We start from the raw sequence: 26,468 nt of genomic DNA on the forward strand, positions 1-26,468 counted from the left end.
TTATTTTTTATTTACGCTGAAGGTTGTTCAAGAACGGTTGAACTCTCTTCTTCTTCTGCTGTGGGTGCTTTGCCTGTCTTACGCTTGTATTTTCCTTCCCAGTATGTAGCCCCTTTGATGCCTAACTTCACTGGGTTGAAAATGAATTCCTCTACACCTTGTTTTTGTTGTTCTTCATAATCTCTTAGTGCTGCCATCGCCGGTTTAGCCATAAAGAAGATAATGAGGATTCCGACAATATTCAGCCACGCCATTACGCCAACACCGACATCACCCATTGCCCAAGCTAAGTTTGCGGTTTTAACCGTGCCGTAGAATACCGTAGCGATGATCACGACCTTGAGTACAAACATCAAACCGTTAACTTTGAAGGTACGACGAATGTAAGCAATGTTCGTTTCTGCGATGTAGTAGTAAGCCAAGATAGTTGTGAAAGCAAAGAAGAACAATGCAAATGCCACAAACGGTTTACCAACACCAGGAAGTGCACTTTCAATCGCCATTTGAGTAAATACCGGACCGTTGGCACTGATATCGGCTGCTAGGTTTTGAATTAAAAATACGCCTTCTGCACCACCATGAACGTTGTAAGCACCAGTGATAAGAATCATAAATGCGGTAGCAGAACAGACCAATAAGGTATCGATGTAAATAGAGAATGCTTGAACTAAGCCTTGTTGAGCTGGGTGATCAACACTGGCTGCGGCCGCAGCGTGAGGGCCAGTACCTTGGCCAGCTTCGTTTGAATAAACACCACGTTTTACACCCCAGCCAATTGCCGCGCCTACGCCTGCCATTGGTGTGAACGCATCACCAACGATCATTGCGAAGATTCTTGGCACTTCACCAATATTAAGCAAGATGATAACAAATGCTGTGATGATGTAAGCCAATGCCATAAATGGCACCACAAACTGGGTAAAGCTTGCAATACGTTTTACGCCGCCGAAAATGATAAATGCCAAAATGATTGAAACAACGGTGCCAGTAAAGATTTTAGCAAAAGTGAAAGTACCGATTGCCGTTTCAATAATAGGGCCTGGTCCAAATGCGGCTTCTACTGCATTACCAATACTGTTTGATTGTACGCCGGGAAGCAGTACACCACAGGCGAAAATGGTTGAGATAGCGAAAATCCATGCATACCATTTTTGCCCCATTGCTTTTTCGATGTAGTAAGCTGGTCCACCACGGAACTCGCCTTCATCTTCTTCTTTGTAGATTTGCGCAAGTGTTGATTCTGCATAAGCCGTTGCCGCGCCAAAAAATGCGACCACCCACATCCAGAACACGGCACCAGGGCCACCAAAACCGATAGCGGCAGCGACACCGGCGATATTACCAGTACCTACACGACCTGAAAGGGAAACGGCTAACGCTTGGAAAGACGAAATGCCTTTAGTCGAACTTTTACCGGAAAGAAGTAGACGCCACATTTCAAAAAAGTGACGAACCTGAACAAATCGGGTCACAATCGAGTAGAACAAACCTGCGCCAAGACATAAATAAATTAATGCCGGACTCCAGATTATCCCATTCAAAAAATCAACAAATGACTGCATAAGCATTTCCCTGTTATTAGTAGTTTTAGTGATGTTGTGTTTGTTTTTGTGAACGACATATTAATCTTTTTGTAACTCAATTGTTAATTTATTTATCTGTAAATAATCAGTAGCGTGACAATGAACACAAAACGCTATTAATGGGATGAAAATTAGATAGGTTTATTAGAGTTAGCTAAAATTTCAGCGTATTGAGGCTTTTCACCCTAAAGGATGAGAAGTAAATCCTTTAGGGTGAATAATTATATGGGTGGGCTCTTTGGCTGGTATTTAATGAAAGGTTGGAGTTTTATGCTATTAATGTTGAATGTAGCGCGACATGTTCAGATCAATGGTCTCTAAATGACATTCTTTGTTGCTCATAATGTCAGCCAATAATTGTCCGGAGCCACACGCCATGGTCCAACCGAGCGTTCCATGGCCGGTATTGGTGTAGAGATTATCAAACGGTGTTTTGCCAATGATTGGCGTGCCATCCGGAGTCATAGGTCTAAATCCGGTCCAGAATTCAGCACGAGCGAGATCACCGCCTTGAGGGAAAATATCACGAATGACCATTTCAATTGTCGCTTTGCGAGCTGCGGGAAGCGCAGGGTCAAACCCAGCCAATTCTGCGGTACCAGCGACACGTATACGGTCATCAAAACGTGTCATCGCCACTTTATAGGTCTCGTCCATCACTGTTGAGCGCGGTGAAAGCGCTTCATTAATGATGGGAACAGTCAATGAATAGCCTTTGACCGGATAAACCGGAAGATGAATGCCTAACGGTGAGAGTAACTCAGTCGAGTAGCTGCCCATTGCTACAACATAACGATCAGCTTTTAGTTCGCCTTTATCGGTTTGGACACCAGTGATCTTTTTGCCTTCTATATTGAGTCGTTCAATATGGGTATCAAACTGGAATTGCACGCCATTATTTTTCGCAAGCTCGGTGAGTTGTTGGCAAAACAGATAACAGTCTCCTGTTTCGTCATCTGGCAGGTATAACCCACCACGCAGTTTATTGCTTATCGGAGCCAATCCCGGCTCTTGTTTGATACAACCGTTTACATCTAATAACTGGTAGCGGATGCCACTTTCTTCGAGCAACTTGATGTCTTTCGTGATTGCTTGTAACTGTTTATCGGTTCTAAAAACTTGCAAAGTACCTTGCTGGCGACCTTGATATTGAATGTGGTGATTTTTATTGAGATCGGCCAAGCAAAGGCGACTGTAATTTGCGATAGCGAGCATACGTGCTTTGTTGGTGTTGTAGCGATCCAACTGGCAGTTTAAAAGCATTTTACCCATCCATGATAATAATTTAGGGTCTACGGATGGCTTTATTTTTAATGGAGCGTGTTCTTCAAACAACCATTTCAACGCTTTTTGAGGAATACCCGGTGCAGCCCAAGGTGAGGAGTAGCCATAAGATATTTGTCCTGCATTGGCAAAGCTGGTTTCCTCTGCACTTTTTGCTTGGCGATCAATGACAGTGACCTGATGACCTGCTTGAGATAGATACCATGCACTGGTGAGCCCTACCACACCACTGCCTAATACGATCACATCCATTGCTTGCTCCTAAGATAGTTGTTGCACGTAGTTTTATTGCTTTACCTTTTATTAACAATCGATATAAATTATCACCAGTGTTTAGAATATCTATAAGCAAGAGCGATGAAAGGTAATACCTTATCCATATTGTCGACATTTGTGAAAGTGGCGCAATACAGCAGTTTTAGTGAAGCAGCAAAGAGTTTACATTTAACGACAGGAGCTATTAGTCAGCAGCTTCTCCAGTTAGAGCAGCAGATCGGTTTTAAACTATTTGAACGGCATTCTCGTGGCATTCGCTTAACTGACGAAGGACGAACTCTTGCTAGAGTGGTGGAGCAGAATATTCAAGATATTGAAAGTACTATTGCCTCTCTTAATCAAAGTCGAAATATTAACGAAATCAAACTGAAGTCAACCCCATCATTTGCATTTAAATGGCTTGTACCTCGTCTAGAAAACTTCCATAGAAAACATCCAGAGATCCAAATTCAAATATTCGCTGAGGGAGCGCTGGTAGACAGTGACCGACGAGACTACGACTTAGCGATTGATTACGGGCCATTGCCCTACAAAAAAATGAACGCGGAACTGCTATTTGAAGAGTACCTGCTACCAGTGATGAGCGCAGCCTACCTGCAAGCTCATCCACACTTACAGCATAGTCATTATCAGCAAGAAAGCTGGGATAGTGTCGTGCTACTGCATGATGCGATGCCGTGGGCAAATGCGTCGCGAGATTACGAATGGCTTTATTGGGCGTCAGAAATGGGGGTAGACATAGCAACTCAACAAGGTCATTTTTTCAATCGTACTGATATGGCGATGTCGGCCGCAGAAGCCGGAGTTGGAGTTGCGATGGCTAGAATGGCATTGATTGATAATGAATTAGAAACAGAGCGTTTGGTTTCCCCTTTTAAACCGCTTAAAGCAAATGCGGGCTATTATCTGATACATAACGGAAAAAATGATTGTATTGCGGCGTTTATTAGCTGGCTTAATCAACAAACCTAAGTTTAGAAAAAGTGACTTGTTAGAACTTATCGCCCTAACCGAAGTGCAGGGCGATTTCATACAGTTAAGTTAATATGGTGTCTGAAGAGTCAGCTTATTGTTCTTTCTCTTTGAGCAATTCATTAAACTCAATTCTTGCTGCTTGTGCTGCCTCTGAGGCTTGTAGTTTATGCTCACGAGCAGCCATTGCTGCTTCTGTTAGACTTTGTATCTCTGTTAATTGATCTTCAGGAGCTTCCCCAAGTTCTAAACCATTCTCACCACGTGCCAGTGCTTCTAACCGAATCACTTTCTTCAACTTCCAGATTGCAGCTAGGCTTTCTCTTTCTTGTTCTGCCGCTGTCATTGCTTCATCTTTTAAGCGTTCGAATTTTGCTAATGCCATTCCCTCTCGTGACCAAGGGTCTACATCAGGGAAATCTTCGATATTGATGACTGGATCTTCGTAGCCTTCTTGGTGGGCTAAGTCTAGAGTTGCTGCTTTGATCCCTGAAATCATTAACATTACAGCAATGATGAGTAATGGCAAACCACCGACGATGGCTGCTGTTTGTAGGGTTGAGAGCCCCCCCATAAACAGTAAAACCGAAGGCATAAATGATAGGACGAATGCCCAAAATAGACGATTCCAGCGTAGAGGATCTTCAGTCACATTATTTTGCACCACAGAAGCTAAAATAAATGAGATGGAGTCAAAAGTTGTTGCCGTAAAAATGATACATAAAATAGTGAAAACGGCAATCACTATGGTACTCATTGGCAGTTGTTCAAGTATGGCAAAAATCGCTTTAGTGGCGCCGTGTTGATTTAGAATCGATACCACGTCCAACTGCCCCGTTAATTGCAACGATAATCCATAGTTACCAAGAACCATAAAATAGAGTGCACAGCCCATCGAGCCAAAGAAAATGGAACCTGCGACCATTTGTTTGATAGTGCGACCACGAGAAATTCGCGCAACAAATAAGCCCATGCTAGGTGCAAATACTAACCACCATGCCCAATAAAAAATGGTCCAATCTTGTGGGAAATGAGTATCTGAAAATGAGCCATATCCACCAAATGGTTCTGCCCATGTTGCCATGATAAAGAAATTTGACAGCATACGACCAATAGAGTCGAGGCCCGTTTCCAATATAAAGATCGTTGGGCCTGCGACTAAAATAAAGGCCAACAGCGCTAATGCTCCCCAGAAGTTGATGTTACTCAGAACCTTAATTCCGTCATCCATCCCTTTGTAGGACGAATAAGCAAATAATGCCGTACACAGTAGTAAGACCCCAATTTGGCTGGTGGTGGTAGAGGGGATCCCAAATAAGTAACTAATGCCTTCATTAATCAGCGGAGCTGCTAAACCAAGGGTCGTAGCAGCACCACCGAGTAAACCAAAAATGAACAAAACATCAATCAATTTACCTAATTTTCCGTAGCTTCTCGCTTCACCAATTACTGGCATTAATGCTGAAGATATTTTCAGTACTGGCTGCTTACGTACGTAGAAGAAATAGGCAATCGGCAGAGCAGGTATAAGATAGATGGACCACGCTATTGGCCCCCAGTGGAAAATGCCATATGTAGCAGCCCAGCGGATTGCTTCTTCACTGCCTGCTTCCAATTGGAAGGGAGGATTTTGATAATAGTATGCCCATTCGATGGTTCCCCAGTATAAAATACTGGCTCCAATTCCCCCACAAAATAGCATGGCAGCCCATGACCCCGTTGCAAATTCAGGTTTTTCGTCAGCATCACCAAGTTTTATTTGGCCAATATCACTGAAGATAATGTAAATCATAAAGAAAAAAGCCGCTAAACCAAGTCCAAGATAGAGAAACCCTAGCTTATCGGTCATAAAGGTTTTGGCGACGCTGATCCAGTATTCCCCTTGTGTTGGCCAAACCAACAGCGGCACGATTACTGAACACAGTAGAGCAAGCGCACCAAAAAAAGTGGGTTTGTCGATGAGTTCAAAGTGTTTTTTCATAAAATTCTCTAATATCCATTTGCTGAGAAAAAGCAAAAAGCCTCGTAAATTGGAGCGCAATACTATGAGCTTATCTGATTATGACAATTCGAATTTCATATGGTAACGACTCATTATATTTGTAATATATGTTTGGTGAATGAGTAAGTAAGGGCAGGGTTATTCATTGGATGGAATGACTGTTCTGTTAACCTTTTGTTTCGGTCATCTTATAAGTCTTTAACGTTTTAATCAGTATAGGTAATAAGGTATATGGCCGTGCTGATAGGCTAAATAGCGTCGGTATGTTCAAATTAACTGAAAGTCTTCAGCAAATTTATTGAGATCTCTCGTGGCTTATTTAGCGGTAAGCTGCAAAAAAATTGAGAGGAAGTCATTATGTTTCATGCCCATGTTTATTTCGATTTAGCACAAAAAGATAAAGCTCAACAATTGCAGCGAAAAATTGCCCAACAACGTCAGGATATTCGCGCGATGTTTCCATTAGTGCCAATGTTGGTTGGTCCTCATCTAAAACCTATGTTTGAGCTGCATTTTTCAGACAATAGCGATGGCTTTATTGAATGGCTAGATGAACACCGCGAAGGGTTGAGTGTACTGATTCATCCGGTATCTGGAGATGATATTTATGATCATTCAGATCATCAAGTTCAATGGCTTGGTGACGTGCTTGGCGTTAATTCCAGCGTATTACGCTAGCTATTTTTGAGTAACCTCTTTGCTATGAAAATAGGCTTATTGTGAAAACTATTAAAAACTTAGGTTTTCGGTGCAGAGCTTCTCTTGTTTTAGAATAAAAAGGATTTGCCTATCAAACTAATAGCCACATTCAGCTAGTGCTTTATCCCTATCTTGTCTAGTCTGTAACCAACGCAGCAAACAACTAAACATGCCTTTGTTGAAAGCAAGATGCTACTCCTGTCGATTCCAATCAATGAACGACAGTATACACATCGCCTCGCTGAGCGATCGCATTGATATCAGGTTGTTCCATGTTCATTACATTAAGCCTAACGCAATGATAAATAATATTTTTTGTGCTTGCTTATTGTTTAATTCATACAGTGTCAGCCGCATTAATGCGCAGCAAGGAGAAAAAAATGGAGAATAAAGGTATGGGAGCTGGTGGCAAATGCCCAGTTATGCACGGGGGCGTTACCTCTGCTGATTTATCTAATATGAATTGGTGGCCGAAGGCACTTAATCTCGACATTCTGCATCAACACGACTATAAAACCGACCCAATGGGCGCAGACTTCAACTACCGCGAAGCGCTGAAAAAGCTTGACGTTGATGGATTGAAAAATGACTTAAAAGCACTGATGACCAACAGCCAAGAGTGGTGGCCCGCAGACTGGGGACACTATGGCGGCTTGATGATCCGTATGGCGTGGCACTCTGCCGGGACATATCGTATTGCCGATGGTCGCGGAGGTGGCGGCACTGGTAGCCAGCGTTTTGCACCACTTAATTCGTGGCCCGATAATGCAAACCTTGATAAAGCTCGTCGTTTGCTATGGCCGATCAAACAAAAATATGGCAATAAAATTAGCTGGGCTGATTTAATTCTTTTGGCAGGAACGATAGCGTATGAGTCTATGGGGCTCAACACGTTTGGTTTTGCGTTTGGTCGCGAAGATATTTGGCACCCAGAAAAAGACACTTATTGGGGCTCTGAAAAAGAGTGGCTTGCACCAAGTGGCTCAAAAGACAGTCGTTATTCAGGCCAACGTGATTTAGAAAACCCACTTGCCGCAGTGATGATGGGCCTTATTTACGTCAACCCGGAAGGGGTCGATGGTAATCCAGACCCACTCAAAACAGCTCAGGACATGCGTGTGACTTTTGCTCGTATGGCCATGAATGATGAAGAAACAGTGGCATTAACCGCGGGTGGACACACAGTGGGTAAAGCGCATGGTAATGGCGATGCCGCGAACCTTGGCGCTGAACCAGAAGGGGCAGATCTTGAAGAACAAGGTTTAGGTTGGAACAACCATGTCAAGCGTGGCATTGGCCGTAACACAGTGACCAGTGGTATTGAAGGAGCGTGGACAACCAACCCAACGCAATGGGATAACGGCTACTTCTATTTATTGTTTACTTACGATTGGCAACTGACAAAAAGCCCAGCCGGTGCGTGGCAATGGGAGCCTATCGACATTAAAGAAGAAGATAAACCGGTTGATGTTGAAGACCCAACTATCCGTTATAACCCGATCATGACCGATGCGGATATGGCGCTGAAGATGGATCCGGAATACCGCAAGATCGCCGAACGTTTTTACAAAGATCCTGCATATTTCGATGACATGTTCGCTCGCGCTTGGTTCAAACTGACTCACCGTGATATGGGGCCAAAAACGCGCTACCTTGGTCCAGATGTCCCACAAGAAGATCTCATCTGGCAAGATCCAGTGCCAGCAGGTAATAGCAATTACGATATCGATGCTGTCAAAGCAAGTATTGTTGCTAGTGGCTTGAGCATCAGTGAGTTAGTGAGTACAGCTTGGGACAGTGCTCGTACGTTCCGAGGTTCAGATAAACGTGGTGGGGCTAACGGCGCGCGTATCCGCTTGGCTCCCCAAAAAGATTGGCAAGGTAACGAGCCAGAAAGACTCAGCAAAGTGCTGACCGTGCTACAAGGTATTGCTACAGAAGCTGGCATTAGTATTGCCGATACCATTGTACTGGCCGGTAATGTTGGCGTTGAAATAGCAGCTAAAGCTGCGGGTGTTAATGTTAACGTACCTTTTGCGCCGGGGCGTGGTGATGCCTCACTGGATCAAACTGATGTTGAATCGTTTGATGTGCTAGAACCGCTTGCCGACGGTTTCCGAAATTGGTTGAAGCAAGATTACGCAGTAAACCCTGAAGAAATGTTACTTGACCGTGCTCAGTTAATGCGCCTTACAGCGCCAGAAATGACGGTACTGCTTGGTGGTATGCGGATGCTCGGGACCAACTATGGTGGCACCGCACATGGAGTATTTACTGATAAGCTTGGGGTTTTGAGCACGGACTTTTTCGTTAATCTCACCGACATGCGTTACACCTGGAAACCCAAAGGTCGTAACCTGTACGAGATTTGTGAGCGCAGTAGTGGCGAGGTGAAATGGACCGCGACTCGTGTGGACTTAGTATTCGGCTCTAACTCCATTTTGCGTTCATACGCTGAAATTTACGCGCAAGATGATAACAAAGAGAAGTTCGTCAAAGACTTTGTCGCTGCATGGAGCAAAGTGATGAACGCCGACCGCTTCGACTTATTATAAGCGGCTAGGTCAATATCGACATTAAGGCCCTCTTCGTGAGGGCCTACTTATACCTAATTCGCCGTCATAACTGCTTATCCAAACTTGTTAAAATACTCATTATTTATGAGCACTTACTGACGGTTATCGGCACTCTTTTACTGTCTACATATCACACAGAATCAATACGATTCACTATGCAAATTTCCCCAATCAGATACAGTGTGTGTTACTCGTTCAGTTTCACTTAATAAGGCAGTGAAATGATAAAGACCCTCGCACTATCGTTGTGTGCTTCGGTGTTATTTTCTTGGTTGAAAATCCCATTAGGGGCCATGTTTGGCCCGGTGATCATTTTGCTACTGGCTCACCAATGTAAGCTTTCACTTGCTTTGCCACCTCATACGCTAACCTTTATACAGCTAGTGTTAGGAATTAGCGTTGGGCTGCTTGTACCCAGTGATATTACCGCTATTAACTTACCATCTTTGATGCTCATTGGTTTGGTTACCTGTATGTTTGGTCAAGTCAGTGTCTCTTACTTATGGCTGCATAAAAAAGAGCAATGGTCGAAAATGGACAGCCTGCTGGGCTCAGTGCCCGGAGCCATGGCCGCAGTATTAGCGCTCAATGAAGCGCAGCCAATCCCATCAAGCAAAGTTATTTTTACCCATACTATTCGTTTAGTCGCTTTAATTATTCTGGCCGGTATTATCGCCTCTGACGCAGAGCCCAAAGCCTTGCAACTTACTTTTGACGCTGTCTCTTATTGGTTATTAGCGGTAGCGATGTTGGCGTGGGTATGTGGAGGCATGTTGGAGAAAATCGGCATTCCAGCCCCTTATATGGTGACTGGAATGGTTACGGCGATCATCGCTAATAGCGTGTTGAGCGAGGCACACTTAGCAATACCGCAAATGCTCGTGTTTGCCGCCACTTCTGCCCTTGGCGCATTATTGGGCATTCGCCTAAAAGATATAACTGGTAGAGAATTTTTAATCCACACCCGTTCAGGGATTATTGTGGCCGCATTAAGCTTAGGCGTAACCCTGCTATTTGCCTTCGGTTTTAGTCTGCTATTGGAACAAAGTTTTGTGGTGCTATTAATGTCTTGGGTACCTGGTAGCATTGAAGCGATCACCATCGCCGCTATTTACTTAGGGCTTGAGCCGATGCTGATTGTTCTCAACCACGTCACACGCATGGTTATCCTGCATTTGCTTCCATTAGCGGCTAAATGGCTCTACCCGACAAAATTTAAACCAAGTAGAAAAAGAATATGATCAACAGTAATTCGTTAACGGATGATGCTTTTTAAGCGAGCAAAAGTGCGCATCGTGTTAGTCGCTGTCATTGTCGCGTAGTCGGGGTTTTGTGCTTCGAGTTCGTAATGGTTCGGGCCGATTTTGCGTACGACGCGCAATAAATAGTGGTTATCGCCAGTTTCATCTTGAGTTTCGATGGCCATCACAAGGTTGGAAATTGAACCTGCACTCTTTGCTGTTACCCATTCGAGCAGTAACAAATCGCCATCTTCAATCGGATTTTTACCGCCATTCATTGAATTACCAGAGGCTGGTGCAATGAAGTGCCTTTCTGGGTCTAGTTTGCCGTAGCCATGCGGTACTAAATACTGCTCTTGAATATCATGTGTGCCTTGTTTGAAATGACCACAAGCAATTTTTAGGTTTGGATAGAAAGGTAATTGAGTACCGTTTTCGCTCGGCATAGGAATAATTTCAGCTGTAGTCTGGATGGACTTCGAGTCTGTGTGATTTTTCTGTTTATCTACTCGTTGTATATATTCAGCAAAACGTAAATCGACTAGCTCTTGAATGAGGTCATGCAGCAGCGGTAAATCGGCGCTCTCTATGTCAAAAGTTGGAATAAAATGATTATCCTCAATCTTAAACCACGCATTGCCAGTCGAATCTGAGTTTGTAAACGCTTTAACTGGGTTTCGGTTCCAGTAACTAAGCCATCCTTGATCTGTCGCTTTAAATTTTTTTGCCTGATCAGTGAGATCGCGCAGCATAAGGTCAGGTCTGCGTAATAGTACTTTATGGCTTTGAATAGCTAATGCACCCAATGTAGGTGGAATTCGTAAGCCATCTAGTTCTAATAGTGCTTCAAGCAGCACGGCTTTGAAGCATTTGGTCATTGAGGTGACTTCTATTGCTTTGAGTAAAAAATCACCGTACTTCATTAGGTGTTGAGCTAGCGATATATCTGCCTCTTGGTCTGCGACGAATGCAAACCAACTTTTCATCTGTCGGCGAACTTTACTTAAGTCATACCCATGATGGAAAAACTCGGCAGCAGTGGGGCGATGCGCTAATTGATGTTTTAGATCTTGATAATCTTCAGCCGCCGTTGAACGAATTTTCTTCGCCAACGTTTGCCAAAAATCAATCAGGTGCGGATCAAAATTTACGTAACAACCAGCCGCTAGATTCAATGGATGATCGAGGGCTTCAGCGATTTCTTTTAGTGAACCGACATTGAGTAGGGTGGCTGGTCTATTTAAAAACGAAGTGTGGTTCCCAATGAAATCTAAAACCACTAATTGCTCTTTACCAGTGCTAGGAGATTGGCGTAAGCCTCGCCCTAATTGTTGTAAAAACAGGATTTTTGATTCAGTAGGGCGGATCATCAAAATGGTATCAATTGCAGGGAGATCGGTTCCTTCATTGAATAGATCGACAGAAAACAGAATATCGATGCTTCCTTCATCTAATTGCTTTAAGGCTTCATTTCGGCGTATTTTCGAGTCACTGTATACAGCTAAGGCGCGCGCGCCTTGTTTGCAAAAATGTTCAGCCATGTAATCGGCATGACTTTTAGAAACGCAAAATGCTAAGGTTCTCTGCTGTTTTCTGTCTAGCCAATGCTGATATATATGCCCGGCACGCTGTTTGGTTGCAAATGCACTATCCAAAGCTGTGGGATCAAACTTACCATTTCTCCAAGGAATTTCTTGATAATCAACGAACTGGTCGTAAATCCCGAAGTAATTGAATGGCACAAGAATGTTTTCATCAATACCATGAACCAAGTTACGCTCAAACACTAAATTGTTATCGCAAAGCGACAAAATGTCGGCTTGGTCAGAGCGCTCTGGTGTTGCGGTTAATCCTAAAAGAAAGTGTGGTTGAAAATAAGCCAGTAAATCTCGGTAGCTACGAGCACTTGCGTGATGAAATTCATCGACAACAATGTAATCAAAATGGTTTGCTTCAAAGCGTGTTAAATGTGTTTTTTTGCCAAGAGTGGCTACCGATGCAAAAAGATAATCAGCTTCTATGTTTTTTTGATCACCGTTATATAAACCTGTTTTTACATTTGGGAGCAATTTGCTAAACGTACTTTCAGCTTGAGTGAGGATCTCTTCTCTATGAGCGACAAATAGCACTCGTTTTGCTTGTACTTGCTTTGCGTCAAAAGCGGCTAACCATGTTTTTCCCATCCCTGTAGCTAATACAACGAGTCCTCGTGTATAGCCTTGCTGACGGCTTTTGCTAAGTGCTGATAAAGCCAAAACTTGGACCGAGTTAGGTGTGGGGGGCTCTAGATAACTATCTGAGTCATCAAATAGTGACAATGGACGTTGTGCTTTAAGTCGCTGGTGGCGTAATACGTAATCATCGATCCAGTGATGAGAGAGAAGAATACTTTGCTTGTGCCTAAAAATAGCCGAAAATTGCTCGCGAATATATGTAAATTCTTGCGCAGCAGGAGAGGTAAGCGGCTTCTCAAAATCATGGCGTAATGCCCACTCATAGCTCTGCAATAGTGCGGTTTTGCTTATGTTATTCGAGCCAATCCAAGCGCACCCTTCACTAATAGTTCCTTGTTCTGTTTTGACAAATATATAAGATTTCATATGAAAACTATGCTGGTTTTCACAAGTAAAAATCCGGCATTGCGCACCACGCTCCGCCAGTATCATGAGTCTTCTTAGTGCCACTGGGTGGGTTATTGCTAAATAGTCTGAAGTGAGCAGTTTTAATGATGCCCCACTTTTGAGCGCATCAAGAATAGGATCAAACAGCAAATCTAACCCTGAAGGTTGTATAAAAGAGACCGAAATTTCTATTTCACTAGCGTGGTTAATCGCTTGGATTAACCTAGGGAGTAATGGATCTTGTTCTCCCCCTGCACTCAGTTTTGGGCCGCTATATAAGGTTGCTTTACCATTCGTTCTATGGGCGCTCATCACTCTTCACTTTTAATCAGAATGGCATTCAACCACTGCTCATGTTGGCGCTCAGCTCTCAAGTCATGAGTTCGCCAGATTTTTTCAATTTTCAACGGTGTGTGAGTTATCCATTCAGATAACCGTTGTTCATTACCATTGGTAAACCTACGGCCATCACGCTCAACTTCTTCTGTTCCATACTTAAACGAGCAATACAGTGGTGCAGACGGTTTTAATTGAGAGGCTAAATGAGAGAATGTACTAGGAAGATCAAATTCACGGACATGCAGCAACGATGCGCAAGCCCAAATACCATCAAAGGGCTTATCACTATAAAAATTAGTAAAGGTTGATACTGTGACAGGAATTTGAAGTAATTGAGAGGCTAGGCTTGCCAATGCTTCACTAGCATCAAATGCTGTAACTTGATAACCCAAGTCGATGAAGTTTTTTGCATCTCGTCCAGAACCACATCCTGCATCAAGGATTGTGCCTCCCTGAGGTAAATAGGGAGTAAAGTGCTCAATCAGAGAACTGGTGTCTACTTCTTTGGTGGTTGTAAAAAACAGCTGTGCGTTTTGGTTGTAGAACTCGATAGACATAACCGCTCCTTTAAGTGAACGTCATTCTAACTATCTAATACCAAAGGCTCAATTGATTGCAGTACAAGTGTGATCAATTAAGTTATTTTGTGTTTAACATGTATAGGCTTACCACTTGGCCGTTGCGTTGTTGTAGGCAAGTTAACGCAACGCCCTGAGACGTCTTTAAAGTATGATTTGGTGGGCTGGTGGGATTTGAGTTTGCTTTATGAAAAATTAGAAAACGCTTCATCTTATTACTTCTGAGTACACCAAGTTCAAATAATAAATGCCCCCCATTCTTTGTTTCGCCAGATTTGCCCTTCCGTACATTCGGTCAAAGTCACCGTACCACTACAGGTGTAAGCTACGCTATCTATCCTACCAGCGTGGAGGGTTGTTTAACCTAATCTGCTGTTATTCATTGAAATACAGTAAACCTAAGTGATGAGCTACGTCTAGTAAGAGATGTAATTAACAGTTTAGCTAATGAGTAGTTGACGTGATCACCGTTCAAAAAATAAGGTTAAGTTATTCGTATTGATGAATATTCTCATTTTTGAGTACAAATTCACGTTGGTAAGCTAGATATGGAACTCACTCCAGTATTAAAAGAACTACAAGCTTTTGTGTATGCAGAGCATGAAGCAAGCATGGAAAAACTTCTAGAAATTTGGAAGAAACCTTTAAAAGAAAAACTACTAAAAGGCGAAACTCAACGAATAGAGTCAGTGAGATATTCTGGAGCTAATCACTTAGAAGTTGTATTAGGTGATAACGAATCACGCTTTAGGGAAGGTGACATGATTTGTTTGCACCTTGGTGATCCTTGTAACCACAAGATTTTTGATCAAGTCACGATTGAGGCTGAAAACGATGGAGAGTGGTTACTTAAAGTCAAAGTAGATCAAAGTTTACTTTCAGAACTCAGCGAAGGTTGTTATGCCGACCCTTCATGCATGGACTTGAAACCATTTTATGACAAAGCTCTAGCTGATGTAGCCTCATCTAAAATTGGCAGAGATGTATTGCTACCTATGCTGTCTGGACACTTAAATACGGAAGTGGTTTATGATGACGATTTTGATGATGCAGCCGATTATGCAGAATCGCGTGGGTTAAATGAGCAACAGAGTGAGGCTGTCGGGCTTGGTGTTGCATCTAAATATTTAGCATGTATTCAAGGCCCTCCCGGAACGGGTAAAACAAAAGTTATTAGTATCATCGCTAAGCTTCTTGTTGAATCTGGGCAAAGAGTTCTCATGACCTCTCATACCCACATGGCGATCAATAATGCGCTCAACAAAATTGTGGAGGAAGGGATTCCTGTTGCGAAAATTTGTGCGAGCGGTGGTAAGAAATCACTGAGTGATAAGGTTCAGCATTTTGAATACGCATCAAAATGGCAAGATATGCCGGATGCTGGGTATGTCATCGGCGCCACACCTTTTGCTACTTGTAGTGAACGGCTTGAAAGCTTTACATTTGATACCATCATTTTTGACGAAGCCAGCCAAATTACCGTTCCATTAGCATTAATGGCAATGAGAAAAGGGTGCCGATTTGTATTCGTCGGGGATCATAAGCAGCTTCCTCCTGTGATACTTTCTCAATCCGTTCTAGAAGACAGTTCGGCTTTCTCTAAGATGATTCTTGGCAATGAAAAGGTTTCGGTATTGTTAAGCCAAACTTATCGTATGTCTCCAGCACTAACTCAATGGCCGAGTAACTGTTATTACAAAGGTGATTTGGAATCAAAAAGATCACCCGCGCTGTCATCGTTTTCTCTACCTAATAAACCCTACAAGTATTGCGATATTCTCTCTAACGAGCGACCTTCAGTGTTTATCAAAACCCCAGGAGTCAATGCCCGAAGCGTAAACAAGGAAGAGGCGGAGTTAGTGGCCGACTTGATAACCGTGGCTGTTGAAGCGGGTCTATCTGCTGAAGAAATAGGAGTTGTAACTCCATTTCGTGGTCATGCAAAAGCTCTAAAATCTAGTCTTCAGGATAAGTTGGGAATATTTGGATCAAAATTGGTGGTAACGGATACCGTGGAAAGGATGCAGGGCCAAGAGCGAGAAATGATTATAGTTTCATTCTGCTCCTCAGACCCGCAATACATTAGCGCCATCGCCGAATTTTTTTTCCAAGCAGAGCGCCTTAATGTCGCCATTACTAGACCTCAGACTAAATTGGTCATTGTGGGTCCTGAAATACCAGAAGGAATGCTGCAACTGGTGGATGATCCAAAAGTTAGAAAAAATATCGAAGACTATAAATCTCTCGTTCGTCACTGTTATAACGTGGAAGTAGATTAATGGCATATCTAGATACAATTACAGGCTTAGATCGCAGGTATCGACGTCATTTCAAAAAGGTATTCAATAAACTTAGTGACGAATTTTTTATCCGTGAGTCATTATTAGATGAGTTACAAGTTGCTCCTTGTATTGTTGAGGGACCTTGCAATAGTTGGGTTTTTGTCGGTGTACACCCAGAAGCTCCTGATAGAGAGGTTTTATCTAAGTTATTGAAATTTAATAGCTCCATGCTTGGTTTGGGTTTGAAGCCAATTCAGTACCTTGCTGTCATCGATAGTATAACTGTGGTAGAAAAAAGTACTTTCCAAGTCGATAGTTCGCTTCCTGATTACGTGCATTTAACGGATAGCAAAACGTTTATTGAGCGTGGTGAACAGCTAATCAATGCCGCATTAACCGAGTTCACAATCGACTCGCATTCACGAATCAAGCTCACGTTTTTTCCAGAATCTGTTATTCCCGCACCATGTAGCACTCGCCGAGGAAAAGCATCAGTAGACAATACCGCTAAGTTACTGCCATTCTTTCTCGATTACGATCAAGAGCTAGCGACAAGATTAGACATGGTTCAGTCTGTCGATGCTGAAGAAGAAGGTCAGGAAGACATTTCTGTAAGGTTGATAAATGGAGTGGCCGGGAGCGGGAAAACTCTGATTCTAATTAATCGTGCAGCTCTATATTGTAAGAAATACCCTGAAAAAAAGGTGCTGCTTGCTATACACAATAAACCAGTGACGGAAGATATTAAATATAGGTTTAAAACGTGGCTTAAAGGCAAACCAGATAACCTTGAAATTACCACCTTTCATTCATTTGCATTAAAGCAGTACAGCAAAAGCTATCATCGTGTTACGCCAGTATTTGGTGATGCGAATATCACAGAAGAAAAGAAGGCTGTTTTAAGTGATAAAAATGAAGCTTATACGCAACTATCGTTAACGGACGAGCAGATTTGGTCTGAACTAGAGTACATCAATGACTATTTAATTAAAGACAAAGATGAGTATTTAGAGTTCGACCGACAAGGGCGTGGATTTGCGTTGCAAAAAAGTCAGCGAGAACATATTTGGCAGCTATATATTGATTTTTCAGCTCGGTTGTCGTCGGTTAAGAAATACCTACCGAGTTTATATATCAAGGAAATCGCACTATCAGACAAACTTCTTGAACAGTTTGATCATATATTGCTTGATGAGGCTCAGTTCTTCGCACCCTCTTGGCTACAACTGATCAAACGTTCATTGACGCCGGGTGGCCAATTATTTATTTGTGCTGATCCTAACCAAGGCTTCTTAAAAAGCCGTCTAAGCTGGAAGAGCGTAGGTTTGAATGTTCGTGGGCGCACTAAGCGTCTCAATCATTCTTACCGAACGACTTATGAAATAATGGTCGCTGCTAACGCTCTACTCGATGATCTCGAAGGAAGCCCAGAAGACTACGTAAAGCCTGACTATGAAAAAATGGCAAGAGGACACAAACCTCAAATTATATATTCTCGAAATGCTCAAGATGAGAAAAAAAGGTTCCTGAATGAACTGTCAGCACTGGTGCAATCGGGCACAGTTGCTCTTCATCAGATCATGGTGTTATGTAGCTCAGAGTATAAACCATGGGCGCTAAAGCAAGATATTGAAAAATGCATTGGTTCAAACAAGGTCATTAACTACAACAACTCTAAAGAGTTAGCGGATAATGTAGGCAGTAAAATTAGACTACTTAATATCAATAGTTGTACGGGCATGGAATCCGGTACGGTGTTTGTTCTTGGTTGTGGTCATATAATTAACCAGCCTAAGAACCTAGAGTTGAGCGACTCGGAAAGAGAAGAAGTATTGCAAGAATCAATGCGTAAACTTTATGTGGCAATGACTAGGGCTGGACAAAAGTTAGTCGTTTTCAGTACCGAAGAATTTCCAGCTAGTGTTGAAAAACATGTTGTAATCATGGGGGAAGTTAAGTAAGCGCCCCACTTTAGCCTTGATGTTTTTGACTTCCGTAGCGAATAGTTGTTTTGTCTGTCTCGGCATGTTTAGGAACCATTAATTAGGAACACAAAATTAAGGTTCCTATATTGGTTCCTAAAAGTCAAAGCTACTATGGAATCTCATGGGATAGCTATAAATGCTAAGTTATTGATTTTTGGTTATTGCGGGCAAGAAAAAAGACGCCCTAGGACGTCTTTAAACTATGAATTGGTGGGCTGGCGGGAGTTGAAATGGTTTCTCACTTTTCATGAATTCAGTAACTTATATCGATGTTACCAATTTGGTGTTGCATTGGATGTTACATCAATTTCCTGCTTCAAAAGGAACTGAACCCGCGTCCATGTATTACTAAATCATTTAAAAATGCTAGCTTGTTATAGCAATTTAATCTAAAGCAATAGCGCTGATACTGAGTATTTTACCCAGCCTCACCATCTATTAGTAGCGATTTTAACACATCGGGAGAAGACGGTAGCATTCCGACTTTTAAGCCAAATGGTTTGAATACCTTGTTGAGAATCTCTGTATTGTAGCTGCCCCGATCATTCTCTATATCTGAGAGTGTTTTTCTTGAGACATCTACAAGTCTTGTGAACACATCCTGTTTGAGTCCCAGTATATTAATGCGTAAACTTTTTAACGCTTGGCCTTGTGTTAGCTCTCCAAGCAATAAGTGTTTGATGATTTTGTTTGCCTCTGTTTTGCGTTCTGCTGCACTTACTGCTTTGGCGTTTTTTGAGGTTTTCGATCTAGTCGGAGTATTAAGTTGCGATCGTTCTTTGGTCGAATGAGTTGCATCCGTCCCAGTCTTGGGCTGATGTTGATTTCGGTTTGCTCTTAGACGAGCAACTGTATCTTGTACGGACTCTTTATTGCTTGGCTTATTCATAGTAGCCCCCATTTAGTGAGCTTTTCTGATATATGATTAAGTCCAACGGCTGGCATCTCTAAGATTTGTTCTGGTACTCCTCGTAATGCAAGTCTCTGCTTTAAATCAATGCATTTACTTGCAGTAACCTCTAGTTCTTGTAATAACACTTCTTTTGGCACGAGATCAGATAAGGTGTCCGCTATTCCTACGAAGTCGTAAGTTCCGCCAACCTCTAGTGGGGCTTTCCATTTTGTTGTTCTTGGAATGCCTTCGGGATCAGCTTTCATTGGTGCGAAGTCGTAAACGGGAGCAAGCTTTATGACTCCATCACCTTTTAAGAATGAAGTGTTTCTGCCATGGTTATCACTATTACCAAACAAGATGTTGAGTAGATCTCTCTTCACCCATTCAATGACGAAAGCTTGGGTATCAAACCTATACCCTTGGTGTTTAACCATATTGCTTTCAGTAATTTTTTCTATGAGAGTTCGGATTGTTGTTTCGTGATCAAGAGTGACCCCTGCGCCTTTGTTCAAAATAGAATACACAGATTCCATGCCAAATCTCTCTATTTGTTGATCAATAATTTGAACATCAAATCGAGGAAGCCATAAGGAAGGGTAGTTTAATCCTTCCTCCAAGCGCATACCGTCGGTGGAGATCGTTTCAACTCCCATTTCAGTTAGCTCGTGGTAGAAGTAGAACTCAGCTCTTAGAATATTACAGTCGATGGTGCTTCTTGAGCCTCTAGGGTATTTTACTAAGTAATGTAAGTCGTGGTTGCTATTGTCATCTTGGTATGGATCAATCCATATTTTTTCGCTGCCAGATCCATGATCGAAACCGCATCGGAGGATCAGTTTTGGCGCTTCACCTCCAGCCCCAGTTGCACCACCTGCGGCAGCCCCTCTTTGCTGTGCATAGTCGAGGAAATCACCTGCTCGATTTTTAACATCATCAACAGAGAAGTAGAGGTTGTCTGCTACTTCGTAGCGCTCAGGAAGAGAGTCTTTTATTCTTAAGTTACCAATAGGCGACATTGTGCCAAACTTGAGCAAAACATAGTCTTGTTCATCAGAACTAAGGTCTTCAATATCTAGGTGTTTGACCCAGTATCGTCTACTAGCGCCACTAGGCATAATATCGTCTAGAAACTTTAGCCATCCAGGTTTACCCATGTCATCAAAAAAGAATGAGACAGGGTGGTTTAGTGAAACAGCGTGAAAGTCATCTTTATCGTGATGTTCTAGCGCATAGTCGCTGAGGTAGTTGAGTTCAGTCACTCGGAAATTATGTTGGCTACTTTTAGGGAATGAGATGATACCAATATCTATCCATTCACCTCTGATAAAAGCTTGTACGGTTAGTTCTTCCATCGACAACACCTCTACTTATCAATGAGTAAAACTTTACTCTTAAAGTCATTTTTTTTCAAGTTATGAGTAAATTATTACTCATTAATGTATGTCGAGACTCTTTGTGAGTAAATTATTACTCATAGATTGTAAGTCAAAATTGTTGATGAGCAGAATGGATTGTTTTAGCTATGAAAGCTGCGATAGGGAGCAGGGCGTTAATTGTTTGTTCAGTTATGCAGGTTGTTCATAATAAATGAACAGTTGCCTTAAATGAACAAAGTGAATGAGGAGATTAAGAATGGCTGCTACATACAAAAATACAGTTAATACACTTTAATGCGCGTAAAAGTGTTTGAACGTTACTTTTTTATGCGCATAAAAGTATTGTTTGCTGTGCAGATAGATGATGAACCTGTACAAAACGAGCTTTTAGGGACATCAATTTTATCCCAATAAGTAAGGTATTTTCGTAACTCAAAATCATCAACGGCGGACTGAAATTGAACATCGCTCGTTGGTAGGAGAGAGAATTGTGGGGATAGGATAACCACTTTTTTACTGGTAACTGCTTTATATTCAGATGGTTAGTAGAATGTGTGGTGCGAGGTGTTGAATAAGGTAAAGAATAGACTTTATGAGGTGTGGCACCCATACAAAAACAGCGTTATCCCAAAAGGCGCTAACCTATTGAAATAACGCTGTTTCCAAACGTTTGGTGGAGCTGGCGGGATTTGAACCCGCGTCCGAAAATCATTCATCATTGGTACTACATGCTTAGTCGATCTTTAATTTCACCATCAAACTGCGAACCGACACGCTATCTAATGGCTATCCTGAATTAATTTTAATGCTTTGTCTCTCAGGCGGGAGACGCGGCACGAGCTTGTTTGGGTTTGACTCTCTGTTATTCCCCGTCTTACGAGCGGAAGCTAGGGCAGAAAGGCTCTTGGCAGGTTATTAAGCTGCTAGTGCGTAGTTTTCGTCGTTTGCGACTATTTTTTTGCGGTTTGTTAACGAGGCCTACCGCACCTCGGCATGCACCTCAGACTGCAAAATTCCCGTCGAATCCTGAATCAGCCCCAAGGGTGTTGAAGCATAGTACCAGAAAAGCAGTGCCTGTCTAGTTCCATGCGTCTAAGTGGTCAAGATTAACGCAATGAACTCTTCATTACGCGTGCTTTCTCTCTTGCCCAATCTTTTTCTTTTAAATCATCACGTTTATCGTGAAGTTTTTTACCTTTCGATACGCCAATTTTAAGCTTGACCCATGAACGAGACCAATAAAGAGACAACGCCGTTAACGTCATACCTTCGCGGTTAATTCGCCCTGTGATATTGTCCAATTCGCGTCGGCTCAGTAATAATTTTCGAACACGAGTCGGGTTAGCGACAACGTGCGTAGATGCCTGTTGAAGAGGTACGATTGTCATTCCTGAGACAAAAGCTTCTCCGTCTCGCATGAACACATAGCTTTCTGCAATATTAGCTTTGCCTTGACGAAGAGATTTTACTTCCCAGCCTTGGAGCTCTAGCCCTGCTTCTATTTCATCTTCGATAAAATATTCGTGGCGAGCTTTCTTGTTTAAAGCAATGGTACTGCTACCAGCTTTTGAGTTTGATTTTTTCTTTACCATAATGGCGTCATTATACGGCTTGGTGTGAGCTTATGAAATCCTTTTATTTGCGTAGGATAAGAATAAAAGTAAAATTGTTACACACCTTACTCTTTAGGTGATGATGAGGAGTGAATATGAAGCAAGTCAGTCGTTCTGCCTTAGTGTCTTTCAGTGCAGAACAAATGTTTAATTTAGTGAATGACGTTGCTCGTTATCCTGAATTTTTACCTGGGTGTTCTGGTTCCCGTGTGCTTGAGTCTTCGGAGCAGTCGATGGTCGCTTCAGTAGATGTATCGAAAGCGGGGATTAGCAAAACATTCACAACATCTAATGCTTTGGTCACAGGTGAAGCGATAGTGATGCATTTGGTTGATGGTCCTTTTAAGACATTAAGAGGCGGTTGGTACTTTACGTCACTTGATGAGCAAGCGTGTAAAGTCGAGCTGAAACTAGAGTTTGAGTTTTCGAGCAAAATGATTGAGTTGGCTTTCGGAAAAATCTTTCATGAATTAACGAGCAATATGGTCAATGCGTTTACAAAACGAGCCAAGCAGGTGTATCAAGCATGAGTATTGAGTCTGACATGATCCATGTTGAAGTTGTTTACGCACTACCTCATGAGCAGCGAGTGCTGAATTTAGTGGTGGATAAAAATTTAAATGTTCAGGAAATCATTGAAAAATCTGGAGTACTTGAATTATATCCAGAAATTGATTTAGCGAAAAATAAAGTTGGTGTATTTAGTCGCAATGTAAAGTTAGATGCACTGGTTAGAGATCGCGATCGTATTGAAATTTATCGGCCACTGCTTGCTGACCCTAAAGAGATTCGCCGTAAGAGAGCCGAACAGGGTAGAGCGTCATAGCTACCCTAAATTTAGGTGAGTAAGATAGATATAAAAATAGGGTTCACTGTGAACCCTATTTTTATATCTATCTTATCAATCCGAGTTAGTTTATCCCTTCGAAAAACTGTTCGCTTGGGGAGAAGTCTCCAGCGACGTTAACCAAGGAACCAGAAGGATTAAAGTTCACAATCAGGTTTTTTTGTATAGAAGCTTTGTGGCCTTCGGTATGGTGATAAATGTAATACCACGTATCAGGGTAACCATTTTCAACCAACATTGGAGAGCCCATGACATATCGAACTTGTTCCTTGGTCATTCCGAACTTAAGCTTATCTACCGCTTGTTGCTCTACATAATTACCTTGGTTAATGTCGATACGATATACCAGTTTTTCTGCCAACGAACACCCAGTTAGCATTGTGATAGCGAGTGGTACTGCTATTAACCATTTCTTTAACTGCATACTTAAATTCTTTGCTAATAAGTTTTAAAACTTGGCTGATAATAAACAAGCTCACGGCAGAAGTAAAAAGCTGACTGAACTACGAGCTAATTGAGACCGTGAATTTTGAGTTTAGTTGCAAACCGAGAAGAAAAAACGAACTTAAGCTGCGATCAATAGCTCTTTAGCATTGGCTAGGGTTGACTCCGTAATTTTGCTTCCCCCCAATAATCTCGCAAGTTCTGTAATGCGTTGTTCAGTGTCTAAACGTTTCATTTGGGTTTCGGTTTTTCCTGCCTTGGCTTGTTTACTCACAAATAATTGCTGATGGCCACAACCAGCGACTTGTGGCAGGTGAGTAACGCACAGTACCTGTGTTGATTCACCTAGTGTTCTTAACATTCTTCCGACAACGGCAGCCGTTGGGCCGCTGATTCCCACATCTACTTCATCAAAAATTAGGCTTGGCGTGTCCACTTTTTGAGCAGTGATCACTTGGATAGCTAATGAGATTCGAGATAGTTCACCACCTGATGCCACTTTGGCAATGGGTTGCAACGGTTGCCCTGGGTTGGTTGAAACTAAGAAGGTCACAGTATCAAAACCTAATGGTGATGGATGTGTCGTTTCATGTTTAACTTCGATGCAAAATTTAGCTTTTTCCATGCTCAATTCATGCATGCTTTGGCTGATGAGCTTATCTAACTCTTTAGCGTAACGGCTACGAGATTTATGTAGTTTGTCAGCAACGACAACAAAGCTTTGGTAGTGTTTTTCGACGTCCATTTCTATTGCTTGCAATTTTTCTTCAGAGCAATCGAGTTGTTCGATCTGCTTTAAAAGATCTTGGTGATGCTGATACAGATTTTCTGCCGCAATATGATGTTTACGAGAGATAGACATGACTTTTGAGTATCGTTCTTCGACATAAGCCATACGCTCAGGGTCGACGTCGATGCTGTCTAAATAATGTCTTAGCTCGCTATTGGCTTCTTCTAATTGGATCATCGCTTCGGCTACCATGTTCGGCAGCTGAGCGAGCTTTGTATCTAAACCTGCAAGTTCATTTAATGAGCTGATTGCTGATTGTAGTATGCCAAGCGCATTCACTTCTTCACCTTCGTAAATGAGTTCGATCGCTTGTTGGCAAAGCGTGGCTAGATCACCGCTGTTAGATAAGCGTTTATGCTCTTGCTCTAATTCATTGAACTCTTCTTCGCCGATAGCCAATTCGTTTAGCTCTTTAATTTGGTATTCCAAAAGTTGTATTTGAGCTTGATTTTGCTGACTATTTTCTTTGAGTTGGTTAAGTTGATTATCGGCTTGACGCCAAGCTTGATAGGCTAACCTTGTTTCTTTCAACAAGCTAATATGGCCAGCATACTGATCAAGCATGACCATTTGATGTTCACTTTTCATTAATTGGTGATGAGCATGCTGGCCATGGATATTGATCAACAGTTGTCCGAGTGCTTTTAGTTGCGAAAGCGGAACTGGGCTACCGTTAATGAAAGCGCGTGAACGCCCTTCTTTGGTGATAATTCGACGTAAAATACACTCTTTATTATCGAGCAGATCATTGTCTTCTAACCAACGCGTAGCATGTAGATTATTATCCAAAATAAAGGCAGCACTGACTTCGGTTTTTTCTTCATCTTGTCTGACCATGCCGGCTTCTGCGCGGCCACCAAGACAGAGGCTAAGCGCATCAATGGCAATCGACTTCCCTGCGCCGGTTTCGCCAGTAATGGTTGTCATTCCTTTGGAAAGCTCTAACTGCAATGATTTAACGATAGCAAAATTATTCACACTTAAATGAGCCAGCATTTTATTACCTGTATAATTGAACAATACTGTATAAGAAAACAGTATAACCTGTTTTTTTATACAGTAAAGTTGCTCAGATCATTTTATTTTTGCTAGCAAGAGAATTGTGAAGTACTTCTTAATTTAAAATAGCTTACTCGACCAGCCCAATTTTTCCCGTAATACATGGTAGTAACTGTAATCTTTAGGGTGGATCAGCCTTAAGATATTAGGGCTTTGATAGATATGAATTTCGTCACCTGGCGAGACAGGTAAAGAGACTTGCCCATCACAGCTTACTTCTTGTGTGCCCCTGTTATCTGGTGACACGATAAGCTTAATTTTACGGTTACCATCCACAACCAGTGGGCGGCTAGAAAGTGTATGTGGGAACATTGGCACTAAAGTGATGGCATTAAGGCTTGGCGATAAAATTGGCCCGCCTCCGGAAAGTGAATAAGCCGTTGAGCCTGTTGGGGTTGAGATAATGAGACCATCGGAACGTTGTGAGAAAGCAAAGCTATCATCAATATAGACCTCAAATTCAATCATTCGCGCAACTTGCCCAGGGTGAAGTACCGCTTCATTAAGTGCGGTGTTATGGCTTTTCACTTGCCCGTGGCGATGAATTTCCGCTTCGAGTAAAAAGCGCTGCTCTTCTAGATATTCGCCATTAAGCACCGCTTGCAGCCGTTGCTGAAAATCTTCTGGGTTTAGGTCTGTTAGAAAGCCTAAATTTCCGCGGTTGACACCAATAACCGAAATATCAAACCGTGACAGCACTCGAGCAGCACCAAGCATGTTGCCGTCACCACCGACGACAATGGCTAAATCTGCTTTTTTACCAATATCTAATAAGCTTGCGAAATGCTCGGCTGGGACACCATCTACAATGTCACTCAGTCTGTCATCGACAAAGACTGGATATCCGATTGAAGTTAACCACTGGTAAAGCTCTTTGTGCGTATGTATGGCTTGTTGATCGCGCGGTTTTCCAATGATAGCTATCACTTCAAATGGTTTTTTCATAGGTTTTCCCAACTAATTAGGCTTGAATCAGGATTCATCATCCCCATAATAAAGGCAAGTT

Annotated in this window: 19 protein-coding genes and 1 other RNA gene; 8 read left to right on the top strand and 12 right to left on the bottom strand. The window is 42.3% G+C overall.

The window, feature by feature from the left end; genetic code table 11:
- Positions 1-11: 11 nt before the first annotated feature.
- Positions 12-1,562 (bottom strand): alanine/glycine:cation symporter family protein, encoded by a 1,551-nt coding sequence (locus HGG78_RS05345; protein WP_053310387.1) that lies wholly within the window; start codon positions 1,560-1,562, stop codon positions 12-14.
- A gap of 297 nt (positions 1,563-1,859) precedes the next feature.
- Entirely contained in the window at positions 1,860-3,119 is a 1,260-nt protein-coding gene (locus HGG78_RS05350; RefSeq protein ID WP_172532268.1) for a D-amino acid dehydrogenase, read from the bottom strand.
- A gap of 105 nt (positions 3,120-3,224) precedes the next feature.
- Here HGG78_RS05350 and HGG78_RS05355 point away from each other — a divergent pair, with 105 nt between their 5' ends.
- Positions 3,225-4,115, top strand: coding sequence for a LysR substrate-binding domain-containing protein (locus HGG78_RS05355; RefSeq protein ID WP_172532269.1), 891 nt, complete (start codon positions 3,225-3,227; stop codon positions 4,113-4,115).
- 94 nt (positions 4,116-4,209) lie between these two features.
- Here HGG78_RS05355 and HGG78_RS05360 read toward each other — a convergent pair whose 3' ends face one another.
- Positions 4,210-6,096, bottom strand: a complete 1,887-nt coding sequence (locus HGG78_RS05360; protein ID WP_170907706.1) for a BCCT family transporter — start codon at positions 6,094-6,096, stop codon at positions 4,210-4,212.
- A gap of 378 nt (positions 6,097-6,474) precedes the next feature.
- On the opposite strand from HGG78_RS05360, the gene HGG78_RS05365 reads away from it, so the two are divergent.
- The 3 genes from HGG78_RS05365 to HGG78_RS05375 all read left to right on the top strand — a co-directional run bounded on the left by HGG78_RS05365 (position 6,475) and on the right by HGG78_RS05375 (position 10,633).
- On the top strand, positions 6,475-6,795 hold the full coding sequence (locus HGG78_RS05365; protein WP_053310384.1) for a DOPA 4,5-dioxygenase family protein: 321 nt from the start codon (positions 6,475-6,477) through the stop codon (positions 6,793-6,795).
- 401 nt (positions 6,796-7,196) lie between these two features.
- Entirely contained in the window at positions 7,197-9,371 is a 2,175-nt protein-coding gene (gene katG / locus HGG78_RS05370; protein WP_172532270.1) for a catalase/peroxidase HPI, read from the top strand.
- 242 nt (positions 9,372-9,613) lie between these two features.
- Positions 9,614-10,633 (top strand): AbrB family transcriptional regulator, encoded by a 1,020-nt coding sequence (locus tag HGG78_RS05375; protein WP_172532271.1) that lies wholly within the window; start codon positions 9,614-9,616, stop codon positions 10,631-10,633.
- Positions 10,634-10,647: 14 nt separating this feature from the next.
- Here the strand turns inward: HGG78_RS05375 and HGG78_RS05380 are convergent, their stop codons facing one another.
- Both HGG78_RS05380 and HGG78_RS05385 read right to left on the bottom strand, forming a co-directional pair.
- The gene (locus tag HGG78_RS05380; protein WP_172532272.1) at positions 10,648-13,566 is read right to left on the bottom strand and encodes a DEAD/DEAH box helicase family protein; all 2,919 of its coding nucleotides are present in this window, start codon (positions 13,564-13,566) and stop codon (positions 10,648-10,650) included.
- Positions 13,566-14,150: a class I SAM-dependent methyltransferase gene (locus HGG78_RS05385; protein ID WP_172532273.1), complete on the bottom strand. Its 585-nt coding sequence runs from the start codon at positions 14,148-14,150 to the stop codon at positions 13,566-13,568. Before HGG78_RS05385 ends, HGG78_RS05380 begins: the two co-directional genes overlap by 1 nt.
- Before the next feature lie 569 nt (positions 14,151-14,719).
- Between HGG78_RS05385 and HGG78_RS05390 the strand changes: the two genes are divergently transcribed.
- Positions 14,720-16,450: a DEAD/DEAH box helicase gene (locus HGG78_RS05390; protein ID WP_172532274.1), complete on the top strand. Its 1,731-nt coding sequence runs from the start codon at positions 14,720-14,722 to the stop codon at positions 16,448-16,450.
- Positions 16,450-18,414 carry a UvrD-helicase domain-containing protein gene (locus tag HGG78_RS05395; RefSeq protein WP_172532275.1) on the top strand — a complete coding sequence of 655 codons (1,965 nt, stop codon included), beginning with the start codon at positions 16,450-16,452 and terminating at the stop codon, positions 18,412-18,414. Before HGG78_RS05390 ends, HGG78_RS05395 begins: the two co-directional genes overlap by 1 nt.
- A 442-nt stretch (positions 18,415-18,856) precedes the next feature.
- On the opposite strand, the gene HGG78_RS05400 is transcribed toward HGG78_RS05395, so the two are convergent.
- From HGG78_RS05400 to smpB, 4 genes are all read right to left on the bottom strand, one after another.
- Entirely contained in the window at positions 18,857-19,339 is a 483-nt protein-coding gene (locus tag HGG78_RS05400; RefSeq protein ID WP_172532276.1) for a helix-turn-helix transcriptional regulator, read from the bottom strand.
- Positions 19,324-20,685, bottom strand: coding sequence for a type II toxin-antitoxin system HipA family toxin (locus tag HGG78_RS05405; protein ID WP_172532277.1), 1,362 nt, complete (start codon positions 20,683-20,685; stop codon positions 19,324-19,326). Before HGG78_RS05405 ends, HGG78_RS05400 begins: the two co-directional genes overlap by 16 nt.
- A 695-nt stretch (positions 20,686-21,380) precedes the next feature.
- Positions 21,381-21,748, bottom strand: a transfer-messenger RNA (tmRNA) gene (gene ssrA, locus HGG78_RS05410).
- A gap of 67 nt (positions 21,749-21,815) precedes the next feature.
- A complete protein-coding gene (gene smpB, locus HGG78_RS05415) occupies positions 21,816-22,301 on the bottom strand; it encodes an SsrA-binding protein SmpB (RefSeq protein ID WP_053310366.1) in 486 nt (161 codons plus the stop codon).
- A gap of 116 nt (positions 22,302-22,417) precedes the next feature.
- On the opposite strand from smpB, the gene HGG78_RS05420 reads away from it, so the two are divergent.
- The gene (locus HGG78_RS05420; RefSeq protein WP_172532278.1) at positions 22,418-22,852 is read left to right on the top strand and encodes an SRPBCC family protein; all 435 of its coding nucleotides are present in this window, start codon (positions 22,418-22,420) and stop codon (positions 22,850-22,852) included.
- Complete coding sequence (locus tag HGG78_RS05425) at positions 22,849-23,148, top strand: RnfH family protein (protein WP_053310364.1); 300 nt, start codon at positions 22,849-22,851, stop codon at positions 23,146-23,148. The genes HGG78_RS05420 and HGG78_RS05425 overlap by 4 nt, the downstream gene beginning before the upstream one ends.
- A gap of 85 nt (positions 23,149-23,233) precedes the next feature.
- Here HGG78_RS05425 and bamE read toward each other — a convergent pair whose 3' ends face one another.
- From bamE to nadK, 3 genes are all read right to left on the bottom strand, one after another.
- A complete protein-coding gene (gene bamE, locus HGG78_RS05430) occupies positions 23,234-23,593 on the bottom strand; it encodes an outer membrane protein assembly factor BamE (protein ID WP_053310363.1) in 360 nt (119 codons plus the stop codon).
- 141 nt (positions 23,594-23,734) lie between these two features.
- Positions 23,735-25,399, bottom strand: a complete 1,665-nt coding sequence (gene recN / locus HGG78_RS05435) for a DNA repair protein RecN (RefSeq protein ID WP_172532279.1) — start codon at positions 25,397-25,399, stop codon at positions 23,735-23,737.
- Between the two features lie 123 nt (positions 25,400-25,522).
- On the bottom strand, positions 25,523-26,407 hold the full coding sequence (nadK, locus tag HGG78_RS05440) for an NAD(+) kinase (protein WP_172532280.1): 885 nt from the start codon (positions 26,405-26,407) through the stop codon (positions 25,523-25,525).
- Between the last annotated feature and the right edge of the window lie 61 nt (positions 26,408-26,468).

The sequence above is a fragment of the Vibrio aestuarianus genome, assembly GCF_012395185.1.
GTDB lineage: Bacteria > Pseudomonadota > Gammaproteobacteria > Enterobacterales > Vibrionaceae > Vibrio > Vibrio aestuarianus.

Coding starts and splice junctions, on each gene's coding strand:
- nadK (WP_172532280.1), bottom strand. CDS start 26,407: ATGAAAAAACCATTTGAAGTGATAGCTATCATTGGAAAACCGCGCGAT.
- HGG78_RS05360 (WP_170907706.1), bottom strand. CDS start 6,096: ATGAAAAAACACTTTGAACTCATCGACAAACCCACTTTTTTTGGTGCG.
- bamE (WP_053310363.1), bottom strand. CDS start 23,593: ATGCAGTTAAAGAAATGGTTAATAGCAGTACCACTCGCTATCACAATG.
- smpB (WP_053310366.1), bottom strand. CDS start 22,301: ATGGTAAAGAAAAAATCAAACTCAAAAGCTGGTAGCAGTACCATTGCT.
- HGG78_RS05385 (WP_172532273.1), bottom strand. CDS start 14,150: ATGTCTATCGAGTTCTACAACCAAAACGCACAGCTGTTTTTTACAACC.
- HGG78_RS05375 (WP_172532271.1), top strand. CDS start 9,614: ATGATAAAGACCCTCGCACTATCGTTGTGTGCTTCGGTGTTATTTTCT.
- HGG78_RS05405 (WP_172532277.1), bottom strand. CDS start 20,685: ATGGAAGAACTAACCGTACAAGCTTTTATCAGAGGTGAATGGATAGAT.
- HGG78_RS05345 (WP_053310387.1), bottom strand. CDS start 1,562: ATGCAGTCATTTGTTGATTTTTTGAATGGGATAATCTGGAGTCCGGCA.
- HGG78_RS05365 (WP_053310384.1), top strand. CDS start 6,475: ATGTTTCATGCCCATGTTTATTTCGATTTAGCACAAAAAGATAAAGCT.
- katG (WP_172532270.1), top strand. CDS start 7,197: ATGGAGAATAAAGGTATGGGAGCTGGTGGCAAATGCCCAGTTATGCAC.
- recN (WP_172532279.1), bottom strand. CDS start 25,399: ATGCTGGCTCATTTAAGTGTGAATAATTTTGCTATCGTTAAATCATTG.
- HGG78_RS05350 (WP_172532268.1), bottom strand. CDS start 3,119: ATGGATGTGATCGTATTAGGCAGTGGTGTGGTAGGGCTCACCAGTGCA.
- HGG78_RS05380 (WP_172532272.1), bottom strand. CDS start 13,566: ATGAGCGCCCATAGAACGAATGGTAAAGCAACCTTATATAGCGGCCCA.
- HGG78_RS05420 (WP_172532278.1), top strand. CDS start 22,418: ATGAAGCAAGTCAGTCGTTCTGCCTTAGTGTCTTTCAGTGCAGAACAA.
- HGG78_RS05355 (WP_172532269.1), top strand. CDS start 3,225: ATGAAAGGTAATACCTTATCCATATTGTCGACATTTGTGAAAGTGGCG.
- HGG78_RS05395 (WP_172532275.1), top strand. CDS start 16,450: ATGGCATATCTAGATACAATTACAGGCTTAGATCGCAGGTATCGACGT.
- HGG78_RS05400 (WP_172532276.1), bottom strand. CDS start 19,339: ATGGGGGCTACTATGAATAAGCCAAGCAATAAAGAGTCCGTACAAGAT.
- HGG78_RS05390 (WP_172532274.1), top strand. CDS start 14,720: ATGGAACTCACTCCAGTATTAAAAGAACTACAAGCTTTTGTGTATGCA.
- HGG78_RS05425 (WP_053310364.1), top strand. CDS start 22,849: ATGAGTATTGAGTCTGACATGATCCATGTTGAAGTTGTTTACGCACTA.